The sequence below is a fragment of the Lichenibacterium ramalinae genome, assembly GCF_004137085.1.
Lineage (GTDB): Bacteria > Pseudomonadota > Alphaproteobacteria > Rhizobiales > Beijerinckiaceae > Lichenihabitans > Lichenihabitans ramalinae.
The window spans coordinates 111,698-135,722 of record NZ_QYBC01000012.1; the positions used below are offsets into that span (position 1 = coordinate 111,698).

Below are 24,025 nucleotides of genomic sequence, written 5' to 3' on the forward strand. Positions count from 1 at the left end.
CGCATGCCAGGGGGTCACGTGCCCCGCGGCTTGGCCCGCATCGTCGGGGCGGCGGCGGCGGGGTCGTCGGGCCAGGGGTGGCGGGGATAGCGGCCGCGCATCTCGGAGCGGACCGCCGCCCAGGAGCCGCGCCAGAACCCCGGCAGGTCGCGGGTGATCTGGATGGGGCGATGCGCGGGCGACAGGAGCTGGAGCGTCAGCGGCACCCGCCCGCCCGCCAGGGCCGGGTGTCGTTGCAGGCCGAACAGCTCCTGCACCCGCACCGATATGGCGGGGCCGCCCTCGGCCGCATAGTCGACCGGCACGCGCGACCCCGTCGGGGCCTCGAAATGGGTCGGCGCTTCGGCGTCGAGCCGGCGGTGCAGGCTGCGGTCGAGCAGGGCGTCGAGCGCCTGTCCGAGGTCTTCGGCCGTCACGTCCTTCAGCCCGCTCCTGCCGAGCAGGAAGGGTGCGAGCCAGGCCGCCATCGTGCGGCGCAGCGCCCCGTCCGACAGGTCGGGCCAGGCATCGCCCTCGGCGCCGCGCAGGAAGGCGACGCGGTCCCGCCATTGTGACAGGCCCTTGGACCAGGGCAGGCGCTCGACGCCGAGCCGGCCGAGCCCTTCGGCGAGGACCTCCGCGGCGGCCGCGTCGCCCGGCACGGGCAGGTGGCTTTCGCCGAGCAGGATAGCGCCGAGCCGCGTGGTGCGCCGGGCCGCGAGGGCGGCGCGGGCGGGATCGAAGGTGAGTTCGTCGGCCGTGCGGATCGCGTCCCCGGCGGCGGCCGCGACCTCGGCGGCATCCAGCGCCGCAGCCAGGAGGATGCGGGTGCTGGACGCCCGGCCGGCGATCTCGCCGACGGCCAGGAAGGGCGCGCGGGCCAGGGCGGTGTGTGGCTCCAGCGCGGCGGCGCGGCCGTTGGCCAGCAGGAACTCGCCCGGCTTGCCGCGCGCCTTGGCGATCCGGTCCGGGAAGGCGAGGGCCAGCACGGCGCCGGGCGACAGCGCCGCCGCGTCGCCCGTGGCTCCGGTCCCGGTTCCGGCCGCGCCCCGGCCCTGGCGGGCGAAGGTCCGGGCGAGGCCGCGGGCGTTCTCGCTCTTCGGCATGCGGTCGCGCCGCCAGCGCTCCAGCCGCTCGCCGACATCGGCCCCCGCCCCGCCGAGCCCGCGCTCGACGAGCAGCGCCGCGACCTCGCCGCCGAGCGCGGCGGAACCCCGGCGCGCCGCCTCGACCACCATGCGGGCGATGCGGGGCGGGGCGGCGATGCGGGCCACGGCCCGCCCCTCGGGCGTCACGGCACCGGCGCCGTCGAACGCCCCGATGTCGCGCAGCAGCCTGCGCGCTTCCGTGACGGCGGGGCCGGGCGGCGGGTCGAGCCAGCGGAGCGAGGCGGGGTCGCCGACCCCCCAGGTCGCGAGGTCCAGCACCAGGCCCGACAGGTCCGCGTCCAGCATCTCGGGGCGGGCGAAGGCCGGCATGGCGCCTTCGGCGGCCTCGGCCCAGAGCCGGATGCACAGCCCCGGCTCGGTGCGGCCGGCCCGGCCCCGCCGCTGGTCGGCCGAGGCGCGGGACACCCGCGCGGTCTCGAGGCGGGTGAGGCCGAGGTCGGGCTCATAGCGCGGCACGCGGGACAGGCCGGAATCCACCACCACCCGGATGCCCTCGATGGTCAGCGACGATTCCGCGATGGAGGTCGCCAGCACCACCTTGCGGCTGCCCGTCGGCGACGGGCGCACGGCACGGTCCTGGGCGGCGCGGTCGAGCGCGCCGTAGAGCGGGGCGACCTCGGCCTCCCCGGGCCGGAGCCTTTCGGCCAGGAGTGACGCCGTACGGTTGATTTCGCCCTGGCCGGGCAGGAAGGCCAGCACGGAGCCGCGTTCGGCCCGCAGCGCGGCCAGCACGGCCTCGGCCATCACCTCCTCGATCCTCCGCTCCGGGTCGCGCCCGACCCAGCGGGTCTCGACCGGGAAGGCCCGCCCCTCCGACACGACGACGGGCGCGCCCTCGAGCAGGTCCGCCACGCGGGCGCCGTCGAGGGTGGCCGACATGACGAGGATGCGCAGGTCGGGCCGGAGCGCGCCCTGCACGTCGAGCGCCAGGGCGAGCCCGGCATCGGCGTCGAGCGAGCGCTCGTGGTATTCGTCGAAGATGACGGCCGCGATGCCGGCGAGTTCGGGGTCGTCGAGGACCGTGCGGGTGAACACGCCCTCGGTCACCACCTCGATGCGGGTCCGGGGCGACACCACGGTGTCGAAACGCGCCCGCAGCCCCACCGTGGCGCCCAACGCTTCGCCCAGCGTCGCCGCCATGCGCTCGGCGGCGGCGCGCGCCGCCAGGCGGCGGGGTTCGAGCACCAGGACGCGGCCGCCCCGCACCCAGGGCGCATCGAGCAGCGCCAGCGGCACCCGCGTGGTCTTGCCGGCGCCCGGCGGGGCCACGAGCACGGCCGAAGCCGCGCCGGCGAGCGCGGCGGCGATGTCCGGCAGGACGTCGTCGATGGGGAGGCGGATGGCGGTGGGTGCGGGGTTGGGCGGCACGGGCGATGCTGAGCAGGATGCGGGGCGGGACGGAACGCGTTGCCGGCCAAAACCGCCGGCGAGTCAAGCGTGGCCGGCGGGGTCGACCTCGCGGCAGGCCGGGGCGGGCGGCGGTGCAGGAGGTGGGCGGTGCCGGGGGCGGGCGCCGCGGACCTGCCGAAATGCGACCGCGACGGGCCGCGATCGCGGCCCGGGCGGGTCGGAATCCGCCCGCCGGACGCGGCCGCGAGGGCGCCAACATGGCAGCCATCGTGCGGCATCCTGGCGGGGCTCTTCTCGCGGCGGGGGATAAGGGCTATCTGGGGGGCGCTTCGGCACCCCTGCCGCGGCGTGTAGTGGGTCGCCGTCGAAGGCACGATGATGTCGCAGGAAACAGTCGGCGGAACCTCTCCGTCCGCCACCACGCCCCCCGGCACGCCAGGGCAGGGTGCTCCATCGTCCGACCCGACCGCGACAGCGGCGAACCCCGCCGCGGCCCATCCGGCCGCCGCCGCGCATGCCCATACCAAGGACAGCTTCTCGAAGCTGACCCTGGGCTCCATCGGCGTCGTCTACGGCGACATCGGAACGAGCCCGCTCTACGCCCTCAAGACGGCGTTGCAGCACGGGGGAACGGAGGCCGTGACGCAGACTGAGGTGATCGGGATCATCTCGCTGCTGATCTGGGCTCTGCTCATCACCGTGACGGCAAAATACGTCCTTTTTCTGATGCGGGCCGACAACAAGGGCGAGGGCGGGACGCTGTCGCTCATGGCGCTCGCCCAGCACGCGCTCGGCAAGCGGGGCGGCGCCGTCTTCCTGCTCGGCGTCACGGGCGCGGCGCTGTTCTCGGGCGATGCCATCATCACGCCGGCCATCTCGGTGCTGTCCGCCGTCGAGGGGCTCGGGGTCGCGCAGGCGAGCCTCGTCCCCTACATCCTGCCCATCACGGTGGTGATCCTGATCGGGCTCTTCTCGGTGCAGCGATCGGGGACCGCCAAGGTGGCGACCTTCTTCGGCCCCGTGATGGTGCTGTTCTTCAGCCTGATCGGCTTCCTCGGCGTCGTGCACATCGCGGACGCGCCCGTGGTGCTGCAGGCCATCAACCCCCTCCACGGCGTGCGCTTCCTGTTCGGCAACGGCACCGCCGGCTTCGTGACGCTGGGCCTGGTCTTCCTGGCCGTGACGGGGGCCGAGGCGCTCTACGCCGACATGGGCCATTTCGGGCGCAAGCCCATCCAGGTCGCCTGGATCTTCTTCGTGCTGCCGGCGCTGCTGCTCAACTACCTCGGGCAGGGCGCCCTGGTGATCCACGATCCCGCCGCCGTGAAGGACCCGTTCTACCTCATGGTGCCGAACTGGGCCCTGATCCCCTTCGTGATCCTGTCGACGCTCGCCACCGTCATCGCCAGCCAGGCCGTCATCACCGGCGCCTTCTCGCTCATCCGCCAGGCGATCCAGCTCGGCCTGCTGCCCCGGATGGAGATCCAGCACACGTCCGAGACGACCGAGGGGCAGATCTTCGTGCCGCGCGCCAACCGCATGATGCTGGTGGGCGTGCTGCTGCTGGTGTTCCTGTTCAAGTCCTCGGACGCGCTCGCCAACGCCTATGGCATCGCCGTCACCGGCACCATGGTGGTGACGACCTCGCTGGCCTGGTTCGTGGTCACGAAGCTTTGGAAGTGGCCCCTCGTCGGCGCCGTGCCGCTGATCGGCTTCTTCCTGTGCATCGACATCGCCTTCCTGCTCGCCAACCTCGCCAAGGTGCTGGACGGCGGCTGGGTGCCGCTGCTGCTGGCCTCCCTGTCGATGCTGCTGATGTGGACCTGGGTGCGGGGTACGTCGCTGCTGGCCGCGAAGACGCACCGGGACTCGATCTCGACGCGCGGCCTCATCGCCATGCTGGCCAAGAGCAAGCCCGTGCGCGTCCCCGGCACCGCCATCTTCCTGACGAGCGACCCCGAGATCGCGCCGTCCTCGCTCATGCACAACCTCAAGCACAACAAGGTGCTGCACGAGCGGATCGTCATCATGTCGGTCAAGACGGTGGACGCGCCCCGCGTGTCACCGGCCAACCGCTACAAGATCGAGCCGATGTCGGACAGTTTCACCGCCATCACGCTGAGCTACGGCTACATGGAGATCCCGCGCATGCCGGCGGCACTCGCCACGCTGCGCAAGGCCGGGCTGAAGTTCGACATCATGACGACGTCCTTCTTCCTGGGCCGGCGCAGCCTCAAGGTGTCGAGCCATTCGTTCATGCCGAAATGGCAGGACCACCTGTTCATCGCCCTGTCGAAGCAGGCCGCCACCGCGACGGACTTCTTCTCCATCCCGTCGGACCGCGTCGTGGAACTCGGCGCCCAGGTGTCGGTGTAGGGCAGGGCGCATCCGGCGCGGCCCCGAGCGCGTGTCGGGCTGCTGCCGATAGACGCCGGCTCCGAAGCGTGAGCCCATTCACGGCTCGCGTCGAAGCTCCGCTTCAACGCCAGCCAGATCGGCTCGAACGGCGAAAGCCGGCCCGGGCCCCTGGCCCGCTCCGGCTTTCGCAACCTGTCCGGGGCTTGGCGCCCGTGGAATGTTTCGCCGGCGGCCGGAGCCCGAAGGCGCGGCCGGCCGGGCTCACATCTGCGCCTGGGACACCCTGTAGATGACGTCCGCCACCAGGATGGCCTGGACCAGGATCCAAGCGACGGCCACGAGCCCGAGCCGGAAATGGGTGATCATCTCGCCTCCTTCTCGGCCGCCCTGCCGCAGCGACCGCGAATCCATCAAACATCAACCCGTCCGGCCATCGATCGTTCCGTCGCCGTCCAGTGTCTCGAAGGCCCAGGGTGCCCCGGCAATGGGGTCCAAATCGGGCCGTTGCGTTAAACATCCGTCATCTTGGCCGGAGCTGGCGGAGTCGGCCGCCGGCCTCCGGGCCAGCCGGTGCCGTGACGAAAAACGGCCCGGGACGAGCCCGGGCCGATGTCCTCCACGGTGCCGCCCGGCCTCGGCCGGGCGGTCCGCCGCGTCAGTTGCGGCCGTGGATCAGCAGGGCGAGGCCGTAGCCGACAGCGCCCGCGATCAGCAGGGCCACGAGGGGGTTCTCCTCGACCTTGGACGACACCGTGTCGGCACCCTGGCGGATGTAGTCGCCCGAGTTGTTGTAGACGTCCTGGGCATAGCCCTGCGCCGTGCCGGCGGCGTTCTGCACCGCGTCGCGGGCCTGGCCCACGTAGCGGTCCGGGTTGTTGTAGGCGTCGCGCGCCTTGTCGGAGACCGAGCCGGTCGCGCTCTTCACGGCGTCCTTGGCCTTGTCGCCGTAGGAGCCGGCGTTGTTGTAGGCGTCCTTGGCGGCATCGGCAGCATTGCCGGCGGCGTCCTTGACGGCGTCCTTGGCTTGGCCGTAGGCGTTCTGGACGTTGCCGCCGAGCTCGCGGGCCTTGCCCTCGGCTTCGGTCTGCTTGTCGCCCGTGACGTTGCCGACGGTGCCCTGGACCTTGCCGCCGAGTTCCTTGGCGGCGCCGGTGATGCGATCGGTGTCCATGGTGTTTCTCCCCTCGTGGATCCTGCATTCGAACCCGCGGAGAGCCTGGAGGTTCCGCGGAACGACGCCGGCGGGGCGGGTCGGACGGCCCGGGTCCGCACAACATCCTCCGTCCGGAGCCGACCGTCCCCCATGCCTCTGTCACCGCCCGCCTTCACCCAGCTCGACGACGTCGCCCACATCATCCAGCTCGCGTTGACGCCGGTGTTCCTGTTGAGCGGCATCGGCACGCTGATCAACGTGTTCTCGACGCGTCTCGCGCGGGTCGCCGACCAGGTGGACCGGATCGCCGAAACCGTGATGCGGGCCAGCGACGGCGAGAAGGCCCTGATGGGCCACAGGCTCGACCGGCTGCGGCTGCGCTCCCGCGCGCTCGACATCGCCGTCATCCTCGGCAGCCTCGGGGGCGCCGCCACCTGCGGGGCCGTGCTGACGCTGTTCTACGGGGCGCTGCACAACAGCGTCGCGGCTTCCGCGCTCTATGGGCTCTTCGGCCTCGCCATCCTGTGCACCATCGCGGCGCTCGGCGCCTTCACGGTGGAGATGCTGCTGGCGAGCCGGTTCATGCGCCTGCGCATCGCCCGGGGCGAGCGCGACGCGGAGCGGTGAGGGGGCGGTCGACGGCCGGCGTCACTCGCCCTCGCCCGCCGAAGCCGCGAGCCCACCGCGCGTCTGCGCCCCCCAGCTCGACGTGCCGGTGAGGTAGACGACCCATCCCGCCGTGGCGCCGAGGTGGCGCAGGATCTGGAAGCAGAAGGGCTCGACGAGGCTCGCCAGCAGGGCCGAGGGCAGGCTGGTCCGGGCCCGCACGCCGAGCCAGCGGCGGAACAGCCACACCGACCACAGGTGGAAGCCGAGGTCGAGAACGATCTTGGCCCCGATGACGCCCGTGACGGCCAGCGCCACGCCGATGTGCCCGGTGAAGAGGTAGGCGAAGAGCAGCGCCGCCGCCGTGAGCCCGTAGATGGGCTGGAGCGTGTCGGCCGCCTTCACCGGCAGCATGGCGAGCCCGAGCCGTCCGTAGCGCGGGTTGCCGATCATGTCGCGGTACCAGGTCTGCGTCTGCAGGAAGCCGCCGAACCAGCGCCGCCGCTGGCGCAGGAAGGCCCCGAGCGTCGCCGGCGCCTCGGTGCGGGCGCGGGCCGAGCCCAGCACCGCCGTGGTCCAGCCGCGGCCGCCGAGCGTGCCGTGCCGCTTCAGGCGGTGGATGAGCTCGTAGTCCTCGACGAGGCAATCGAGGTCGAAGCCCCCGACCTCGACCAGCGCTTCCCGCCGGAAGCCCGCGAAGGCGCCGGAGATGAGGAGCAGGCTGTCGAGCCGCGACCAGGCATAGCGGGACAGGAAGTTGCGCAGGTATTCGTAGGTCTGGAACCACTCGAACAGGCGGCCGCCGAGGCTGGCGTCGCAGACCGGCAGCAGCACGCCCGTGGCGGCCACGAGGCCCGGATCCGCCGCGAAGGCGTCCCGCATGGCCCCGATGGCGTCGCGGTCGAGCAGCGTGTCGGCGTCCACGGTGAGCACGACTTCCTCGCGCAGCAGCGTCATGGCCCGGTTGAGGGCCACGGCCTTGCCGCCGTGGGGGAGGCGCAGCCAGCCGAGCGTGGGATGGCGCGGCCCGGCGCCCCCGAGCGCGCCGACCGCGGGCTCCGGCAGGGCGAACAGCCGGGTGAGCAGGGCGACGGTGCGCTCGCCCGAGCCGTCGTCGGCCACCACGATGCGGTCGGGCGGGTCGGACTGGTCGAGGAGGGCCCGCAGGGTCGCGGCCAGGACGACGTCCTCGTCGTGGGCCGCCACCACCACGGCGAGCGAGGGCCGGTGGCGCGCGGCCGCATCGGGCCGGTGCCGGGCCGCCGCCGCCCCGTCCGGGCCGCCGATGAGCGGCAGCGTCTGCCAGAAGACGAACAGCAGCAGCGCGGTGTCGTAGGCGATGTAGAGGAGCCCCGCCGCCCAGGACCAGAGCCCGTCGGGCAGCACGGCGCGGACCAGCAGCGCCAGCCACAGCAGCGTCAGCCCGCCATGGATGGCGAAGGCCCGCCAGGGCAGGGCGCGCGGCGGGTTGTAGCGCGGGGAGGTCCGGCGCCGCGCCGCCGCGAGCCCCTCCGCGGCGGCGGCGGGCGATGCGGCGGGGTCGGCGAGGCGTATGGACATGGGGGCCTTGGACCAGCGATCGGGGGCGGGGGACACGTGCGAAACGCCGCACGGGCCCGAGCGGGCGAGCGAGCGCCCCCAAAGCGGCCGTATCGCGGTATGATCTCGCCCTCGTGACCCTTCCCGGGAGGAACCGTGTCGATCGCCGCACCGAGCCGCGGGGCCTTCGCCCGCTACACCCGCATCGCCATGGTGCTGCACTGGGCCGTGGCGGTCCTCATCATCGGCAATGTGGTCCTCGGCCTCGCCGCCGACAGCCTGCCGGACGACTGGATCCGCACCGCCGTGGACACGCACAAGTCCATCGGCCTCACAGTCCTGGGCCTGGCGGTGCTGCGGCTGCTGTGGCGCTTCGCCAACCCGCCGCCGCCCCTGCCGGAAGGCTTCTCGCCGCTCGAGCGGTTCGGCGCCCATGCCGCCCATGCCGCCCTCTACGTGCTGATCTTTGCCCTGCCGATCTCGGGCTGGATCCACGATTCCGCCTGGAGCGGGGCCGCCACCCACCCGTTCCTGCTCTGGGGCGTGGTCCCGCACGTCCGCATCGCCGCCATCACGGCGCTGGATCCCGCCACCCGCGAGCAAATCCACGCGACCTTCTTCGCCTTCCACGTCTGGTTCGCTTACGCGCTCTACGCCCTGCTGGCGGCCCACATCCTGGGCGCGCTGAAGCACCAGTTCTGGGACGGCGAGCGGGAACTGCAGCGCATGCTGTCCTGAACCGGGGGCCGGACGCCGACGTCGTCGGCATCCGTCACCGTGGCGAGCCCGTGCATGACGGCCCTTCGGAAACGTCGAGACACGTCTCGTCGTCTTCGGGGACAGGGCGTTCGGTCACGGCCTCTCAGGTCTGCCCCGGCTTCAGCGTATAGAAGACGTGGTGGCCGATGACGTCGGTGCGGGTGAGGGCCCGTGCCCAGCCGGGGCGGACATAGCTGGCGTGGTAATGCGTGGCGTCGCCCACGTCCGACACGTAGGTCGAGCCGTCCGTGACCTCCCGGGCGATCCGCATTGCGCGGCTCCACGCCTCGCCCTCGGCGACATGCAGCGCATGTCCCTCGCAGGTGAAGGAGAACTGGCAGGCGTTGCGGCGCTGCTGGTTCTGGAACACCACGGCGCAGACCGAGCCCGGGTAGAGCCCGCTCATGGCACGGTTGAGCACCACCTGGGCGACGGCCGCCTGGCCTTCCTCCGGCTCGCTGCGCGCCTCGAAATACACGGCCTGTGCGAGGCAGCGCTGTTCGGGCTCGGACCGCGCGGTGTCGATCATCGCCGAATAGTCGGGGTGGTACCGGGCGATGCCGACGGCGGTGCCGGCCTGGGTGACGAGCCCGTGCGGCCCGCGCGAGAACCGGGGCAGCGCGGCGATCTCGATCGGGGTGCCGTCGGCCGGGACCGGCGTGGCCGAAGCCAGCGAGACGGCGCGGGCCACCGAGGGCGTGGCGCCGTCCTGGACGTGCGGCGTCGTCGAGCCCGGGGCGGCCTGGGGCGAGTTGGCGGCGTGGCTCGGGCGCGTCGTGACGCCGAGGTCCTGCGGGAGCGGCCGGAGCACGGACGGGTCGGCCCAGGCGGAATCCACCGCGACCGGCGCGAAGCCGTCGGCGTCGGCGGGCCCGTCCCCGCCCTGGAAGGCCAGCGCGGCCGCCCGGCCGTGGGCGAGCGCGCCGGGCCGGCCGAAGCGGGCCGCGAAGGTCGGCCGCATCGCCACGGCGGGGTCGCGGCGGTGCGCGGTGTCGACGGCCGGTTCCGCCCGCCCCGCCTTGCGCAGGACGCGCGGCTCGATCTCGTCGGGCTCCGGCGCGGCCGCCACGCCGTCCCGGGCCGCCCGGTGGGCGTCGCGGGCCAGCAGGTCCCCGGCCGGCAGCACGAAGCCCGGCCCCTCGAGGGCCGATGCCGGGACGAGGTCCTCCGGCATGGCCGCGGCGGCGGCGCGGTCGGCGCGGGTGTTGCCGATCACGACCTCCTGGCCGGCCTCCGCCGCCATCGACACCAGAAGGCCGCCGGCGAGGCACCAGGGCACAAACGTCACGGCCGCCCAGGACAGGCGGGACGGCGGCCGCGTCCTGCGCCGCACCGCCATGCGCTTGCGATCCATCCCCGCCTCTCCACGCTCCACCGGATCCCGGTTCCGCCCGCCGTGCCGTTTCGTCGGCGGCATGGTTAACGGATCCCTGCCGGTCCCTTATGGCGGGCGCTCCTTGCCGATCCCTTAACGCGGCCGGCGGGACCGGAACCGCCTCGCCGCCGCACGGGACAGCGGGGCGAATTTCCGGCACAAAGGGTGAAACGCGACCCGCCGGACGAGGACAGCCATGACGGACGACACCGCATCCTACGACACCATCCTGGTCGAACGGCGCGGGCGCGTCGGCATCATCACGCTGAACCGGCCGAAGGCGCTGAACGCCCTCAACCGCCGCGTCATGCACGAGGTGACGGAAGCCGCCGCCGCCTTCGACGCCGATCCCGCCGTGGGCTGCCTCGTCGTCACGGGTTCGGAGCGGGCCTTCGCGGCGGGCGCCGACATCAAGGAGATGGCCGAGACCAGCGCCATCGACCTCTATATGGAGGACGGGTTCGGCGGCTGGATGGCGCTGACCCGCATCCGCAAGCCCATCGTGGCGGCCGTCTCGGGCTTCGCGCTCGGCGGGGGATGCGAACTCGCCATGATGTGCGACATGATCATCGCGTCCGACACGGCGAAGTTCGGCCAGCCCGAGATCAAGCTCGGCATCATCCCGGGCATCGGCGGCTCGCAGCGGCTGATCCGCGCCATCGGCAAGGCCAAGGCCACCGACCTGTGCCTCACGGGGCGGATGATGGACGCGGCCGAAGCCGAGCGTTCCGGCCTCGTGGCGCGTGTCGTGCCGGCCGCCGACTTCCTCGCCGAGGCGATGAAGACCGCCGACGCCATCGCCGCCATGTCGCTGCCCGCCCTGATGGCGCTGAAGGAATGTCTCGGCCGGTCCGCCGAGACCGGCCTGGCCGAGGGCCTGCTTTTCGAACGCCGCGCCATCCAGGCGCTCTTCGCCACGGCGGACCGGCGGGAAGGCATGGCGGCCTTCGTCGAGAAGCGTCCCCCCAACTTCACCCACCGCTGAGACAGGAGCCGACCATGAAACCCATCGCCCTCGTGGTGCACGGCGGATGCGGCGTGATGAGCCCCGAGGGGCTGCCCGCCGCCGATTGGGAGGAGGCCCGCCAGGCGCTGGCGGCGGCGCTCCGGGCCGGCTGGTCCGTGCTGGCGGCGGGCGGGCGGGCGCTCGACGCCGTCGAGGCCGCCGTTGTGGTGCTGGAAGACTCGCCGCAGTTCAACGCCGGCCACGGCGCCGCCCTCAACGCCGAGGGCGAGCACGAACTCGACAGCTCCATCATGGAGGGTGGCGCGCGCCTCGCCGGTGCCGTCATCGGGGTGCGCCGCATCCGCAACCCCGTCCGCGCCGCGCGGGCCGTGCTGGACGGCGGGCAGGTCGTGGCGCTGGCCGGGCCGGCGGCGGACCGCTTCGCCGAGGCGCGGGGCCTCGCCATGGTGGAGCCGGGCTATTTCACCACGGAGCGCCGGCGCGAGAACCTCGTCGCCATGCAGGCGCGCGGCGCCGCCGGCACGGTGGCGGCCGCCTCCGAGGCCGAGAAGCACGGCACCGTGGGCGCCGTGGCGCTCGACGGCGACGGCCACCTCGCCGCCGCCACCTCGACCGGAGGCTACACCAACAAGCCGCCGGGTCGCGTCGGCGACAGCCCCATCGTGGGCGCCGGAACCTACGCGCTCGACGGGGTCTGCGGCGTTTCCGGCACCGGGCAGGGGGAAGCCTTCATCCGCCACGCGCTGGCCCACGACGTCGCCTGTCGCATGGCCTACCGGGGGGATGCCCTGGAGACGGCGACGGCCGGCGTCATCGCCGACCTGACGCCCCCCGGCACCGGCGCCGGCCTGATCGCGCTCGACGCGGCCGGCCGCGTGGCGGCACCCTTCAACACCGGCGGCATGTTCCGCGGCTGGGTGACGCCGCAGGGCGACGCCTATGTGGCGACCCACGCCGAAGTCTTCCCCCTCGGCCGCCTGGACACGGCGTGACCGAAGCGGAGCCCATCGCCGTCTATATCGACGCCGACGCCTGCCCGGTGAAGGCGGAGGTCTACCGGGTCGCCGAGCGGCACGGCTGCAGGGTGTTCGTGGTGTCGAACAGCCCCATGATGGTGCCGCGCGACGCCTTCATCGAGCGCGTCGTGGTGCCGAGCGGGCCCGATGTGGCGGACGACTGGATCGCCGAGCGCGCCACGGCCCGCGACGTGGTGGTGACGGCCGACATCCCGCTGGCCGACCGCTGCGTCAAGGCCGGCGCCGCCGTGCTGGCGCCGAACGGCAAGAGCTTCACGGCGAGCTCCATCGGCATGGCGCTGGCGACCCGCAACCTCATGGACCAGCTGCGCGGCTCCGGCGAGGTCACGGGCGGCCCCAGACCCTTCGGCCCGCGCGACCGTTCGGAGTTCCTCGGCGCCCTCGACCGGGCCATCAACCGCATCAAGCGCGGGGTGGCGCCGGGGCGGTGAGCGAGCGTTCCGCCGGCGCCGCCGCGCACCCCGCCGCGACGCGATCCGTTGCGGTCCGGCACGGGACTGATAGACTTCGCGCATGCCGGACGCCTCGCTCTCCCCGATGACGGTCGACGAGTTCCTGGTCTGGGCCGAAGGCCGCCCCGGGCGCTACGAGCTCGACGCCGGACGGGTTCTCGCCATGGGGCCCGAGCGGATCGGACACCTGCTGGCGAAAACCTCGGCCTTCGATGCGCTGTCGGCGGCGGTGGCGAGGTCGGGGCTGCCCTGCCGGGCGCTGCCGGACGGTGCCGCGGTGAAGATCGATGCGACGACGCTGTACGAGCCCGATGCCCTGGTGTTCTGCGGCGCGATGCCACCGCGCGATGCCCTCGCCATCGTGGCGCCCGTCATCGTCGTCGAGGTGCTGTCTCCGACGACGGGGCGCCATGACCGGGGCGGCAAGCTCATCGGCTATTTCGCCATCCCCGGCCTGCATCACTACCTGATCGTCGACGCCGAGTGCCGCATCCTGGTCCATCATGCCCGCCGTGGCGACGAAATCGCCACGCGCATCCTCCGGAGCGGCAGCCTGGACCTCGATCCGCCCGGCCTGGCCCTGACCGTGGAGGAATTTTTCGAGCCCATGCACGCAACTTGAAGCTTTCCGGCACGGACTTCGGGGCGTGCGATTCCCGTCGTCATGTCGATGCCGCGACCGCCTCGCGCACGGGGCTGCAGATCTCCAGACATCGACGAAGCATCAGGATCAGAACCCCTCGCCCTGAACGGCGCTTCCCCCCGGTTGCGAGGCTTGCCGCAGGCCCGTCCGCGTTCGTGTCGTCGAGGCCGTTCCCCATGGCTTCCGCGCCTTGACGACGACCTCGCGTCCCCTCCAGGCTTCCGCGCGGCCTGCGGCGGATTCGGCGCGCCAGATATCGCCTGACTCGCCTTCGTGACGTGCGACGAAACACTTTTGCGTCGCCTGTCTCCTCTGCCGGCCCGGCCTGCTCCGGGGCTCCGCCCTCACTCCCGCCACTGCCGCGCCCGGTAGTCCAGCACGAACCGGTCCGGATGCGCCGCCAGCGCCGCCATGCCGCCCAGCACCGAATCCGTGTGGGTCACGAGGCGGGTGCCGATGTGCCGCGTCAGGGCCGCCACCGGGGCCTTGTCCTCGAAGGCGGCGCGGAACGCGGCGTCGTCGATGAGGTCGGCGATGCGGGGCAGGATGCCGCCCGCCAGGGTCACGCCCCCGGTCGCCATGAAGCTGATGGCGATGTCGCCGGCGAACCGCGCCACGAGCCCGAGGTAGCACCGCACCGTCGCGGCCTCCTCGCCGGCCCGCGACGCCAGCGCCGTCGCGGTGATGTCGGCGGCCGTGATGCGGGGCGCGCCCGGGGCGCCCTTCGCGGCGAGCCTCGCGCGGTGGAGGCGCTCGAGGCCCACCCCGGACAGCACGCTTTCCGAGGTGATGCGGCCGCGGGCGCGCTCGAGGTGCGGCCAGAAGGCCTCCTCCTCGGCCGTGGCGGGGCCGAAGCCGGCGTGGCAGGCCTCGCTCGACACCGGCACGAAGCGGCCCTCGGCCTCGACCAGCGCCGCGATGCCGAGCCCCGTGCCGGGGCCGAGGATCACGCGCGGGCCGGGACCGGACGGAAGGACCGGCCCGATGGGGCGCACCCAGTCGGCTTGGAGCGAGGGGAGCGACAGCGCCTGCGCCTCGAAATCGTTGAGCAGCAGGCCGTTCGACAGGTCCAGCATGGCGGCGACCGCTGGCCCGTCCATCACCCAGGGGGCGTTGGTGAGCATGAGACGGCGCCCGTCGACCGGGCCGGCCCCGCAGGCGATCACCGAGCGGGGCTTCGCGGCGTCGCCGGCGGTGGCCGCCGCTATGGCCTCGCCGAGCCCCGGAAAATCCCCCGTCAGCTGGTGCGGCAGGTGCCGCAGCGGGGCATCGGGCCCGTCCTGGATGGAGATCCGGCAGTTGGTGCCGCCGATGTCGCACACCGCCACGGGGTAGGGGAACAGCAAGGGCTCTTTCCTCGGTGCTGGAAGCCTGTCCCGCGGCGCGGGGCGCTCGGTCCGGAATGGCTGCACGGTCCATCGGTTCCGCGCCGGAGGCAAGCCCCATGGGCGGGCCCGCGCCCCCGCCGCCGGCCGTCGAGCCGCCCCCTCACCGCAGATGAGCCATTCGCGGCAGCGTTGCGCGCTTGCAACGACGGGCGATTCGGGGGAAAGAGGCGCCCGACCCCAGTTCACCTCAATCCGGACGGCGCGGGAACGGGTTGCCTGCGCCCGGCATGGACGGTTTCACGCATGGCACGCAAGAAGATCGCTTTGGTCGGGGCCGGCCAGATCGGCGGCACCCTGGCGCTCCTGGCCGGGCTCAAGGAGCTCGGTGACATCGTCCTCTTCGACATCGTCGAAGGCGTGCCGCAGGGCAAGTCGCTCGACATCGCCGAAGCCTCGCCGGTCGAGGGCTTCGATGCCAAGATGGTGGGAGCCAACGACTTCGCGGGCCTCAAGGGCGCCGACGTCGTGATCGTGACGGCCGGCGTGCCGCGCAAGCCCGGCATGAGCCGCGACGACCTCATCGGCATCAACCTCAAGGTCATGGAGACGGTCGGGGCCGGCATCCGCGACAATTGCCCCGACGCTTTCGTGATCTGCATCACTAACCCGCTCGACGCCATGGTGTGGGCGCTGCAGAAGACCTCGGGCCTCCCCACCAACAAGGTGGTGGGCATGGCGGGCGTGCTCGATTCGGCCCGCTTCCGCCACTTCCTCGCCGAAGAGTTCGACGTCTCGGTCGAGGACGTGACGGCCTTCGTGCTCGGCGGCCACGGCGACGACATGGTGCCGCTGACCCGCTACTCGACGGTGGCCGGCATCCCGCTGCCCGACCTCATCAAGATGGGCTGGACCACCCACGAGAAGCTCGACGCCATCGTGGAGCGCACCCGCAAGGGCGGCGGCGAGATCGTCAACCTGCTCAAGACCGGCTCGGCCTTCTATGCCCCGGCCTCCTCCGCCATCGCCATGGCGGAGTCCTATCTCAAGGACAAGAAGCGCGTCCTGCCCTGCGCCGCCTATCTCGACGGCGAATACGACATCAAGGACATGTATGTCGGCGTGCCGGTGGTGATCGGCGAGAAGGGCGTCGAGCGCGTGCTCGAGATCGAGATGTCCAAGGACGAGCGCGAGATGTTCGCCAAGTCGGTCGCCTCGGTGAAGACCCTCATCGAGGCCTGCAAGACGGTGAACCCCGCCTTCGCCAAATAGGACCGCCGCCCCCAGGCAAGCCGACCGGGGGCCATCCGCCTCCGGCCCATCCCGCCCCGCCGAGACTTCGCGGTCCGGCGCGGGGCGGGGACCCCTCGCGACCGGCGCGGATGCCGCCGGCAACGGTTTCAGGACAGTCCCATGAACGTGCATGAATACCAGGCCAAGGCGCTCCTCAAGGAGTTCGGGGTCCCTGTGTCGCGTGGCGTGCCCATCATGGCGGCCTCCGAGGCCCGCAAGGCCGCCGAGGAACTGGGCGGCCCGCTCTGGGTCGTGAAGAGCCAGATCCACGCGGGCGGCCGCGGCAAGGGCAAGTTCAAGGAGGCCGCCGCCGGCGAGAAGGGCGGCGTGCGCCTGGCGAAGTCGGTCGACGAGGTCGAGCAGTTCTCGCGGGAGATGCTCGGCAACACGCTGGTGACGATCCAGACCGGGCCGGCGGGCCGCGCCGTGAGCCGCCTCTACATCGAGGACGGCTCGGACATCGACCGCGAGCTCTACCTGTCGGTGCTGGTGGACCGCGCCACCTCGCGGGTGTCCTTCGTGGCCTCGACCGAGGGCGGCATGGACATCGAGACCGTGGCGCACGACACGCCCGAGCGCATCCACACGATCTCGATCGACCCCGCCACGGGCGTCATGCCCCACCACGGCCGGGCCCTGGCCGAGGCGCTGAAGCTCAACGGCGACCTCGCCAAGAGCGCCGCCAAGCTGCTGACCCAGCTCTATGCGGCCTTCGTGTCCAAGGACATGGACCTGCTCGAGATCAACCCGCTGATCGTCACCAAGGACGGCCAGCTGAAGGCGCTCGACGCCAAGATGAGCTTCGACGGCAATTCCCTCTACCGCCACCCGGACGTGCAGGCCCTGCGCGACGAGAGCGAGGAGGACGCCAAGGAGATCGAGGCGTCGAAATACGACCTCAACTACATCACGCTCGACGGCACCATCGGCTGCATGGTCAACGGCGCCGGCCTCGCCATGGCGACGATGGACATCATCAAGCTCTACGGCGAGGCGCCGGCCAACTTCCTCGACGTCGGCGGCGGCGCCACGAAGGACAAGGTGACGGCCGCCTTCAAGATCATCACGGCCGATCCCAACGTGAAGGGCATCCTGGTCAACATCTTCGGCGGCATCATGCGCTGCGACGTCATCGCCGAGGGCGTCATCGCCGCCGTGAAGGATGTCGGTCTGACGGTGCCGCTGGTGGTGCGCCTCGAGGGCACCAACGTGCAGCTCGGCAAGGACATCATCTCGAAGTCGGGCCTGAACGTCATCCCGGCCGACGACCTCGACGATGCCGCCCAGAAGATCGTCACCGCCGTGCGCGACGCCCGCGACAAGGGCTGAACGGTACGGAGCCGGCCATGACAGCCCTCACGATCGACAACGACGACGGTCTGATCGACGCGCTGCGGGCAACCGCGGCGCGTCGCCAGGCGACGTCGCACGCCATCGTGGGGTCGGCCCGGTCGGCGATGGTCGACCGAGAAAGCGGCTCGACGACGTTCCGTGACCTCGCCAGCCTGCAGCCCCTGGGTTTCGAGACCGGCCGACGATGGGATCGGGAGGACACCCGTGACCGCGCGGTGCTTCGTTGACACGGATGTCACCCTCGACGCGGCTTCCGTCGATCCCGCCGAAGCCGCCGGGCATCGGCACTCGCCCCATCCGCTCGACAGCAGCGAGGCCGGCCTGTCGGCTCACGTCCCGCGGGAGTTTCCCCGTCGACGCCCTTTGGACGCCGTTCGCAAGGCTCGCGATCCGGCCCCCAGCATCGAGGCCGCGCGTGGAGCGACCGCCTGGCGACAGGCCCCATCGTTCCCCCGGATGTGGCCTTCGTCGCGGCGGCGATCCGCAAGTTTCGGTTCGTCAAAGACGTCACGCTGGCGTGCCGCAATCCCCGCCGCCGCCGAATGCATCGGCGCCGGCAGCCTCTACACCGAAGACCGCAACCATGGGCAGCGCTACGGCACGGCGCTGGTCCACAACCCCTTCTTGTGATCCCTGAGATCGCCGCGGCTCGGCCGCCGGAGTCCCCGCATGTCCGTCCTGATCGATAGCAACACCAAGGTCCTCTGCCAGGGCTTCACCGGCAAGAACGGCACCTTCCATTCCGAGCAGGCGATGGCCTACGGCACCAGGATGGTCGGCGGCACGTCGCCCGGGAAGGGCGGCCAGACCCATCTCGGCCTGCCGGTGTTCGACACCGTCGCCCAGTGCCGGGACGCCACGGGCGCCGACGCGTCGGTCATCTACGTGCCGCCGCCGGGTGCCGCCGACGCCATCCTCGAAGCCGTCGCGGCCGAGATCCCGCTCATCGTCTGCATCACCGAGGGCATCCCGGTCAGCGACATGATCAAGGTCAAGCGGGCCCTCGCGGGCTCCAAGTCGCGCCTCATCGGCCCGAACTGCCCCGGCGTCATGACGGCCGGCGAATGCAAGATCGGCATCATGCCGGGCAGCATCTTCAAGCCGGGCTCCGTCGGCGTCGTGTCGCGCTCCGGCACCCTGACCTACGAGGCCGTGTTCCAGACCACCGCCGAGGGCCTCGGCCAGACCACCGCGGTCGGCATCGGCGGCGATCCCGTCAAGGGCACCGAGTTCATCGACGTGCTCGAACTCTTCCTCGCCGACCCCAAGACCACATCGATCATCATGATCGGCGAGATCGGCGGCTCGGCCGAGGAGGAAGCCGCGCAGTTCCTGGCCGACGAGGCCAAGCGCGGCCGCAAGAAGCCCACCGTGGGCTTCATCGCGGGCCGCACCGCCCCTCCCGGCCGCCGCATGGGCCATGCCGGCGCCATCATCTCGGGCGGCAAGGGCGACGCCGAGAGCAAGATCGCCGCCATGGAGGCGGCCGGCATCCGGGTCTCGCCCTCGCCGGCCCGCCTCGGAAAAACCCTTGTTGACGTCTTGAAGGGCTGAACCAGGGCGGGTCCGGGGCGGCGCCGGGTTACAAAGCCGCCGCCCCATGCCCACTTCAGATGCAAGCGCACGATAGCTGACGCGACCATCGGTGGCCGCCGCCGGCCCCCGATCAAGGAACCACACGCTCATGTCACAGCGGGACGACCAAGCCCTCCTCGGTTCGAGTTTCCTGTCTGGCGTCAATGCCAGCTACCTCGAGCAGCTCCAGGCCCGGTACGAGGCCGACCCGGAGAGCGTGGATCCCGAGTGGCGCCGGTTCTTCGACGGGCTGGACGACAGCCGCGACGCCGTGGTGAAGAGCGCGGAAGGCGCGTCCTGGAAGCGGCCCAACTGGCCGGTCCTCGCCAATGGCGAGTTGACGGCGACGCTCGACGGCAATTGGGGCGTGGCCGAGGCCGCGCTGGCCGGCAAGATCAAGGCGCGGGCCGAAGGCAAGGCTCCCGACGCCAAGGCTCCCGACAGCAAGGCTCCGGCTCCCGACGCCAAGTCGGCCGGGGCCGCCCCCGCCGCCATCTCGGACGAGGACCTGCGCCGCGCCACGCGCGACAGCCTGCGCGCCCTCATGATGATCCGCGCCTTCCGCATGCGGGGCCATCTCCATGCCAACCTCGACCCGCTCGGCCTCGAGCCGGAGCGCGAGAAGCAGGAGATCACCCCCGAGGCCTACGGCTTCACCCAGGCCGATTACGACCGGCCGATCTTCATCGACAACGTGCTGGGCCTCGAGACCGCGACGGTGCGCGAGATGCTCGACATCCTGCGCCGCACCTATTGCTCGACCATCGGCTTCGAGTTCATGCACGTCTCGGATCCGGACGAGAAGGCCTGGATGCAGCTGCGCATCGAGGGGCCGGACAAGTCCATCTCCTTCACGCGCGAGGGCAAGCGCGCCATCCTGCAGAAGCTCGTCGAGGCCGAAGGCTTCGAGAAGTTCCTGGACGTGCGCTACACCGGCACCAAGCGCTTCGGCCTCGACGGCGCCGAGGCCATGATCCCGGCCCTGGAGCAGATCATCAAGCGCGGCGGCGCCCTCGGCGTTTCCGAGATCGTGCTCGGCATGGCCCATCGCGGCCGCCTCAACGTGCTGTCCCAGGTGATGGGCAAGCCGCACCGCGCCATCTTCAACGAGTTCAAGGGCGGCTCCGCCTCGCCCCAGGAGGTCGAGGGTTCGGGCGACGTCAAGTACCACCTCGGCGCCTCGTCGGACCGCGAGTTCGACGGCAACAGGGTCCACCTGTCGCTGACCGCCAACCCGTCGCACCTCGAGATCGTCGACCCCGTGGTGCTGGGCAAGGTGCGGGCCAAGCAGGACCAGCTGAACGACCAGGTCGAGCGCGAGAAGGTCATGCCGCTGCTGCTGCACGGCGACGCCGCCTTTGCCGGCCAGGGCGTGATCGCGGAATGCTTCGGCCTGTCGGGGCTGAAGGGGCACCGCACCGGCGGCTCCCTCCACTTCATCATCAACAACCAGATCGGGTTCACCACCTACCCGCGCTATTCGCGCTCCTCGCCCTATCCGTCCGACGTGGCGAAGATGATCGAGGCTCCGATCTTCCACGTGAACGGCGACGATCCCGAGGCCGTCACCTTCGCCGCCAAGGTCGCAGTGGAATTCCGGCAACGGTTCCACAAGCCCGTCGTCATCGACATGTTCTGCTACCGCCGCTTCGGCCACAACGAGGGCGACGAGCCGAGCTTCACCCAACCGCTGATGTACAAGACCATCCGCGGCCATCGCTCCACGCTGGAGCTTTATGCCGAGAAGCTGATCGGCGAGGGCGTCGTCTCGGCCGAGGAGGTCGAGGCCCAGAAGGCCGAGTTCCGCCAGAAGCTCGACGCCGAATTCGAGGCCGGAGCGAGCTACAAGCCCAACAAGGCGGATTGGTTCGACGGCCGCTGGGCCCATCTCAAGCCCGCCGGCACGCAGGACGACGACTGGCGCGGCCGCACCGGGGTCGAGATCAGCAAGCTGAAGGAGATCGGCGGGCGGCTCACCGCCGTGCCGGACGGCTTCCAGCTGCACAAGACGATCGGCCGCTTCCTCGACAACCGCCGCAAGATGATCGAGACGGGCGAGGGCATCGACTGGGCCACCGGCGAGGCCCTGGCCTTCGGTTCGCTGGTCGACGAGGGCCGGCCGGTGCGCCTGTCGGGACAGGACAGCGAGCGCGGCACCTTCTCGCAGCGCCATTCGGTGCTGATCGACCAGGAGACCGAGGCCCGATACATCCCGCTGAACAACATCCGGGACGGGCAGGCCAACTACGAGGTCATCAACTCGATGCTCTCGGAGGAGGCCGTGCTCGGCTTCGAATACGGCTACTCGCTGGCCGAACCCAACGCGCTGACCATGTGGGAAGCCCAGTTCGGCGACTTCGCCAACGGCGCCCAGGTGGTGTTCGACCAGTTCATCTCGGCGGGCGAACGCAAGTGGCTGCGCCTGTCGGGCCTCGTCTGCCTGCTGCCGCACGGCTACGAGGGGCAGGGTCCCGAGCATTCCTCGGCGCGCCTCGAGCGCTTCCTGCAGATGTGCGCGGAAGACAACATGCAGGTCGCCAACGTCACGACGCCGGCCAACTACTTCCACATCCTGCGCCGGCAGCTCAAGCGCGACATCCGCAAGCCGCTGATCCTCATGACGCCGAAGTCGCTGCTGCGCCACAAGCGCGCGACCTCGACACTCGACGAGATGGCGGCGGGCTCGACCTTCCACCGCGTGCTGCGCGACGATGCCGAGCGCCTGAGCGAGGGGCCGCGCCTCGCCCCGGACGACAGGATCCGCCGCGTCGTGCTCTGCACCGGCAAGGTCTATTACGACCTCTTCGAGGAGCGCGAGAAGCGCGGCATCGACGACGTCTACGTCCTGCGCGTCGAGCAGCTCTACCCGTTCCCGCTGAAGACCCTGGTCAACGAGCTGTCACGGTTCCGCAATGCCGAGGTGGTCTGGTGCCAGGAGGAGCCCAAGAACATGGGGTCCTGGAACTTCGTCGATCCCTATCTCGAATGGGTGATGGACCAGGCCAAGATGGAGCGGAAGCGTCCCCGCTACGCCGGCCGCCCGGCGGCGGCCGCCACCGCCACGGGCCTGATGTCCAAGCATCTGACGCAGCTGAAAGCCTTCATGGACGACGTCTTCGCGGGCTGAGCGCCCCACGGACGACGGGCTCACGGATACCCGCGCCGTTCGGCGCGGTTTCGATCACAGGACAGAGTGGCGCTGCGGCGTCGGCAATCGGGGCGACACTTCCATGGCGACTGAGATTCGCGTTCCCACCCTCGGCGAATCGGTCAGCGAGGCCACGATCGGCCGCTGGTTCAAGAAGGCGGGCGACGCCGTGAAGGCGGACGAGCCGATCTGCGAACTCGAGACCGACAAGGTCACGCTGGAGGTCAACGCCCCCGCCGCCGGCGTCCTCAGCGAGATCGTCGTCAAGGACGGCGAGACCGTGACGCCCGGGGCCCTCCTGGGTCAGATCTCGGCCGGCGGCGCCGGTGCGGCGGCGCCGGCCGCCAAGGCCCCGTCGGCCAAGGCTCCGTCTGACAAGGGCGAGCCTGCCAAAGCCGAGACCGCCAAGGTAGAGCCTGCAAAGGCGACGGCATCCGCCGTCGAGGGCATCGAGACCGGCGCCGGCTACGGCAACCATGCCGATCCCGCCCCGGCCGCGCCCGCGGCAGGCGACACCGGCGGCGTCGGCACCGACATCAAGGTGCCGACGCTCGGCGAGTCGGTGAGCGAAGCCACCGTCGCCAAATGGTTCAAGAAGCCCGGCGACAGCGTGAAGGCGGACGAGCCGCTGGTGGAACTCGAGACCGACAAGGTCACGCTCGAGGTCAATGCCCCGACGTCCGGCGTGCTGGCTTCGATCGGCGTCGAGACGGGGTCGACCGTCACGCCCGGCGCCGTGCTCGGCCAGATCTCGGCCTCGGCTGGCGGCGCTGCGTCCACCGCTTCGGCTCCGGCCACCAACGGCGCCGCGCCGCCCGCCCCGAAGGGCGCTGCCGGCACCATGCCGCCGGCGCCCTCCGCCGCCAGGATGGCGGCCGAGAAGGGGATCGACCTGTCGGGCGTCGAGGGCTCCGGCAAGCGGGGCCAGGTGCTGAAGGGCGATGTCATCGCGGCAGCCCGGGCTCCGGCGCCCGCCGCGGCGCGTCCCGCCCCGGCTCCGGCGCCCGCCCCGGCCCCCCGCCAGGCCCCGCCGCAGACCGATGCCGAGCGCGAAGAGCGCGTCCGCATGACGAAGCTGCGCCAAACCATCGCGCGCCGCCTCAAGGACGCCCAGAACACCGCCGCCATGCTGACCACCTTCAACGAGGTGGACATGTCGGGCGTGATGGCCCTGCGGGCCAAGTACAAGGACGTCTTCGAGAAGAAGCACGGCGCCAAGCTCGGCTTCATGGGCCTGTTCGTGAAGGCCGTCGTCGGGGCGCTGAAGGAGCTGCCGGCCGTCAATGCCGAGATCGACGGCACCGACATCGTCTTCAAGAACTACTACCACATCGGCATCGCGGTCGGGACCGAGAAGGGCCTCGTCGTGCCGGTGGTGCGGGACGCCGACGGGCTCAGCCTGTCCGACATCGAGAAGACCATCGCGGGCTACGGCAAGAAGGCGCGCGACGGCCAGCTCAAGATCGAGGACATGCAGGGCGGCACCTTCACCATCACCAACGGCGGCATCTACGGCTCGCTGATGTCGACGCCGATCCTCAATGCCCCCCAGTCGGGCATCCTCGGCATGCACAAGATCCAGGATCGGCCGATCGTGGTCGGCGGCAAGGTGGAGGTGCGGCCCATGATGTACCTCGCCCTCTCCTACGACCACCGCATCGTCGACGGGCGCGAGGCCGTCACCTTCCTGGTGCGCGTCAAGGAGGCCCTGGAAGACCCCACCCGGCTGATGCTCGACGTCTGAGCCCGTCAGGCCGCTGCCGAAGCTTCGACCCGAACCTGCAGGCAGGTTCGCGGTTCGGAGCCGGCGTGTGGCGGCGGCAGCACGGCACGCGTGCAAGGGCTCCGGCCCGGGTCCCGGCCGCGGTGGACAGGGGCCGGGGTCGCGCCGCGGAATCGTGACGCGACATTCATTTGACTCGCGCCCGGTTCCGCCGCTCTCAT

Annotated in this window: 19 protein-coding genes; 14 read left to right on the forward strand and 5 right to left on the reverse strand. The window is 71.5% G+C overall.

The window, feature by feature from the left end:
* Positions 1 to 14: 14 nt before the first annotated feature.
* On the reverse strand, positions 15 to 2,516 hold the full coding sequence (gene hrpB / locus D3272_RS15175) for an ATP-dependent helicase HrpB (RefSeq protein WP_129220046.1): 2,502 nt from the start codon (positions 2,514 to 2,516) through the stop codon (positions 15 to 17).
* 360 nt (positions 2,517 to 2,876) lie between these two features.
* On the opposite strand from hrpB, the gene D3272_RS15180 reads away from it, so the two are divergent.
* Entirely contained in the window at positions 2,877 to 4,874 is a 1,998-nt protein-coding gene (locus tag D3272_RS15180) for a potassium transporter Kup (RefSeq protein ID WP_129220047.1), read from the forward strand.
* Positions 4,875 to 5,511: 637 nt separating this feature from the next.
* On the opposite strand, the gene D3272_RS15185 is transcribed toward D3272_RS15180, so the two are convergent.
* Positions 5,512 to 6,027: a CsbD family protein gene (locus tag D3272_RS15185; RefSeq protein WP_129220048.1), complete on the reverse strand. Its 516-nt coding sequence runs from the start codon at positions 6,025 to 6,027 to the stop codon at positions 5,512 to 5,514.
* A gap of 132 nt (positions 6,028 to 6,159) precedes the next feature.
* Here D3272_RS15185 and D3272_RS15190 point away from each other — a divergent pair, with 132 nt between their 5' ends.
* On the forward strand, positions 6,160 to 6,636 hold the full coding sequence (locus D3272_RS15190) for a DUF2721 domain-containing protein (RefSeq protein ID WP_129220049.1): 477 nt from the start codon (positions 6,160 to 6,162) through the stop codon (positions 6,634 to 6,636).
* Between the two features lie 21 nt (positions 6,637 to 6,657).
* On the opposite strand, the gene D3272_RS15195 is transcribed toward D3272_RS15190, so the two are convergent.
* A complete protein-coding gene (locus D3272_RS15195) occupies positions 6,658 to 8,175 on the reverse strand; it encodes a glycosyltransferase family 2 protein (protein WP_129220050.1) in 1,518 nt (505 codons plus the stop codon).
* A 135-nt stretch (positions 8,176 to 8,310) separates the two neighbouring features.
* Here D3272_RS15195 and D3272_RS15200 point away from each other — a divergent pair, with 135 nt between their 5' ends.
* Positions 8,311 to 8,892 (forward strand): cytochrome b, encoded by a 582-nt coding sequence (locus tag D3272_RS15200; RefSeq protein WP_245496589.1) that lies wholly within the window; start codon positions 8,311 to 8,313, stop codon positions 8,890 to 8,892.
* Positions 8,893 to 9,016: 124 nt separating this feature from the next.
* Here D3272_RS15200 and D3272_RS15205 read toward each other — a convergent pair whose 3' ends face one another.
* Positions 9,017 to 10,267 carry a cell wall hydrolase gene (locus tag D3272_RS15205; protein ID WP_245496590.1) on the reverse strand — a complete coding sequence of 417 codons (1,251 nt, stop codon included), beginning with the start codon at positions 10,265 to 10,267 and terminating at the stop codon, positions 9,017 to 9,019.
* A gap of 217 nt (positions 10,268 to 10,484) precedes the next feature.
* Between D3272_RS15205 and D3272_RS15210 the strand changes: the two genes are divergently transcribed.
* From D3272_RS15210 to D3272_RS15225, 4 genes are all read left to right on the forward strand, one after another.
* Positions 10,485 to 11,273, forward strand: coding sequence for an enoyl-CoA hydratase (locus D3272_RS15210; RefSeq protein WP_129220051.1), 789 nt, complete (start codon positions 10,485 to 10,487; stop codon positions 11,271 to 11,273).
* Between the two features lie 14 nt (positions 11,274 to 11,287).
* On the forward strand, positions 11,288 to 12,247 hold the full coding sequence (locus D3272_RS15215) for an isoaspartyl peptidase/L-asparaginase family protein (protein ID WP_129220052.1): 960 nt from the start codon (positions 11,288 to 11,290) through the stop codon (positions 12,245 to 12,247).
* Positions 12,244 to 12,723 carry a YaiI/YqxD family protein gene (locus D3272_RS15220; protein WP_129220053.1) on the forward strand — a complete coding sequence of 160 codons (480 nt, stop codon included), beginning with the start codon at positions 12,244 to 12,246 and terminating at the stop codon, positions 12,721 to 12,723. The genes D3272_RS15215 and D3272_RS15220 overlap by 4 nt, the downstream gene beginning before the upstream one ends.
* Positions 12,724 to 12,805: 82 nt before the next feature.
* Positions 12,806 to 13,366: a Uma2 family endonuclease gene (locus tag D3272_RS15225; protein WP_245496591.1), complete on the forward strand. Its 561-nt coding sequence runs from the start codon at positions 12,806 to 12,808 to the stop codon at positions 13,364 to 13,366.
* A 365-nt stretch (positions 13,367 to 13,731) separates the two neighbouring features.
* On the opposite strand, the gene D3272_RS15230 is transcribed toward D3272_RS15225, so the two are convergent.
* Positions 13,732 to 14,733, reverse strand: coding sequence for a glucokinase (locus tag D3272_RS15230; protein ID WP_129220054.1), 1,002 nt, complete (start codon positions 14,731 to 14,733; stop codon positions 13,732 to 13,734).
* 285 nt (positions 14,734 to 15,018) lie between these two features.
* On the opposite strand from D3272_RS15230, the gene mdh reads away from it, so the two are divergent.
* The 7 genes from mdh (at position 15,019) to odhB (ending at position 23,825) form a co-directional block, all read left to right on the forward strand.
* Positions 15,019 to 15,984 (forward strand): malate dehydrogenase, encoded by a 966-nt coding sequence (gene mdh / locus D3272_RS15235; protein ID WP_129220055.1) that lies wholly within the window; start codon positions 15,019 to 15,021, stop codon positions 15,982 to 15,984.
* Between the two features lie 141 nt (positions 15,985 to 16,125).
* Positions 16,126 to 17,334, forward strand: a complete 1,209-nt coding sequence (gene sucC / locus D3272_RS15240; protein WP_129220056.1) for an ADP-forming succinate--CoA ligase subunit beta — start codon at positions 16,126 to 16,128, stop codon at positions 17,332 to 17,334.
* 17 nt (positions 17,335 to 17,351) lie between these two features.
* A complete protein-coding gene (locus D3272_RS15245; protein ID WP_129220057.1) occupies positions 17,352 to 17,585 on the forward strand; it encodes a hypothetical protein in 234 nt (77 codons plus the stop codon).
* Entirely contained in the window at positions 17,563 to 17,988 is a 426-nt protein-coding gene (locus D3272_RS15250; protein ID WP_129220058.1) for a PIN domain-containing protein, read from the forward strand. Before D3272_RS15245 ends, D3272_RS15250 begins: the two co-directional genes overlap by 23 nt.
* Before the next feature lie 39 nt (positions 17,989 to 18,027).
* Entirely contained in the window at positions 18,028 to 18,912 is an 885-nt protein-coding gene (sucD, locus tag D3272_RS15255) for a succinate--CoA ligase subunit alpha (protein ID WP_129220059.1), read from the forward strand.
* A gap of 130 nt (positions 18,913 to 19,042) precedes the next feature.
* Entirely contained in the window at positions 19,043 to 22,060 is a 3,018-nt protein-coding gene (locus D3272_RS15260; protein ID WP_129220060.1) for a 2-oxoglutarate dehydrogenase E1 component, read from the forward strand.
* 103 nt (positions 22,061 to 22,163) lie between these two features.
* Positions 22,164 to 23,825 carry a 2-oxoglutarate dehydrogenase complex dihydrolipoyllysine-residue succinyltransferase gene (odhB, locus tag D3272_RS15265; protein WP_129220061.1) on the forward strand — a complete coding sequence of 554 codons (1,662 nt, stop codon included), beginning with the start codon at positions 22,164 to 22,166 and terminating at the stop codon, positions 23,823 to 23,825.
* The last annotated feature ends 200 nt before the right edge of the window (positions 23,826 to 24,025 follow it).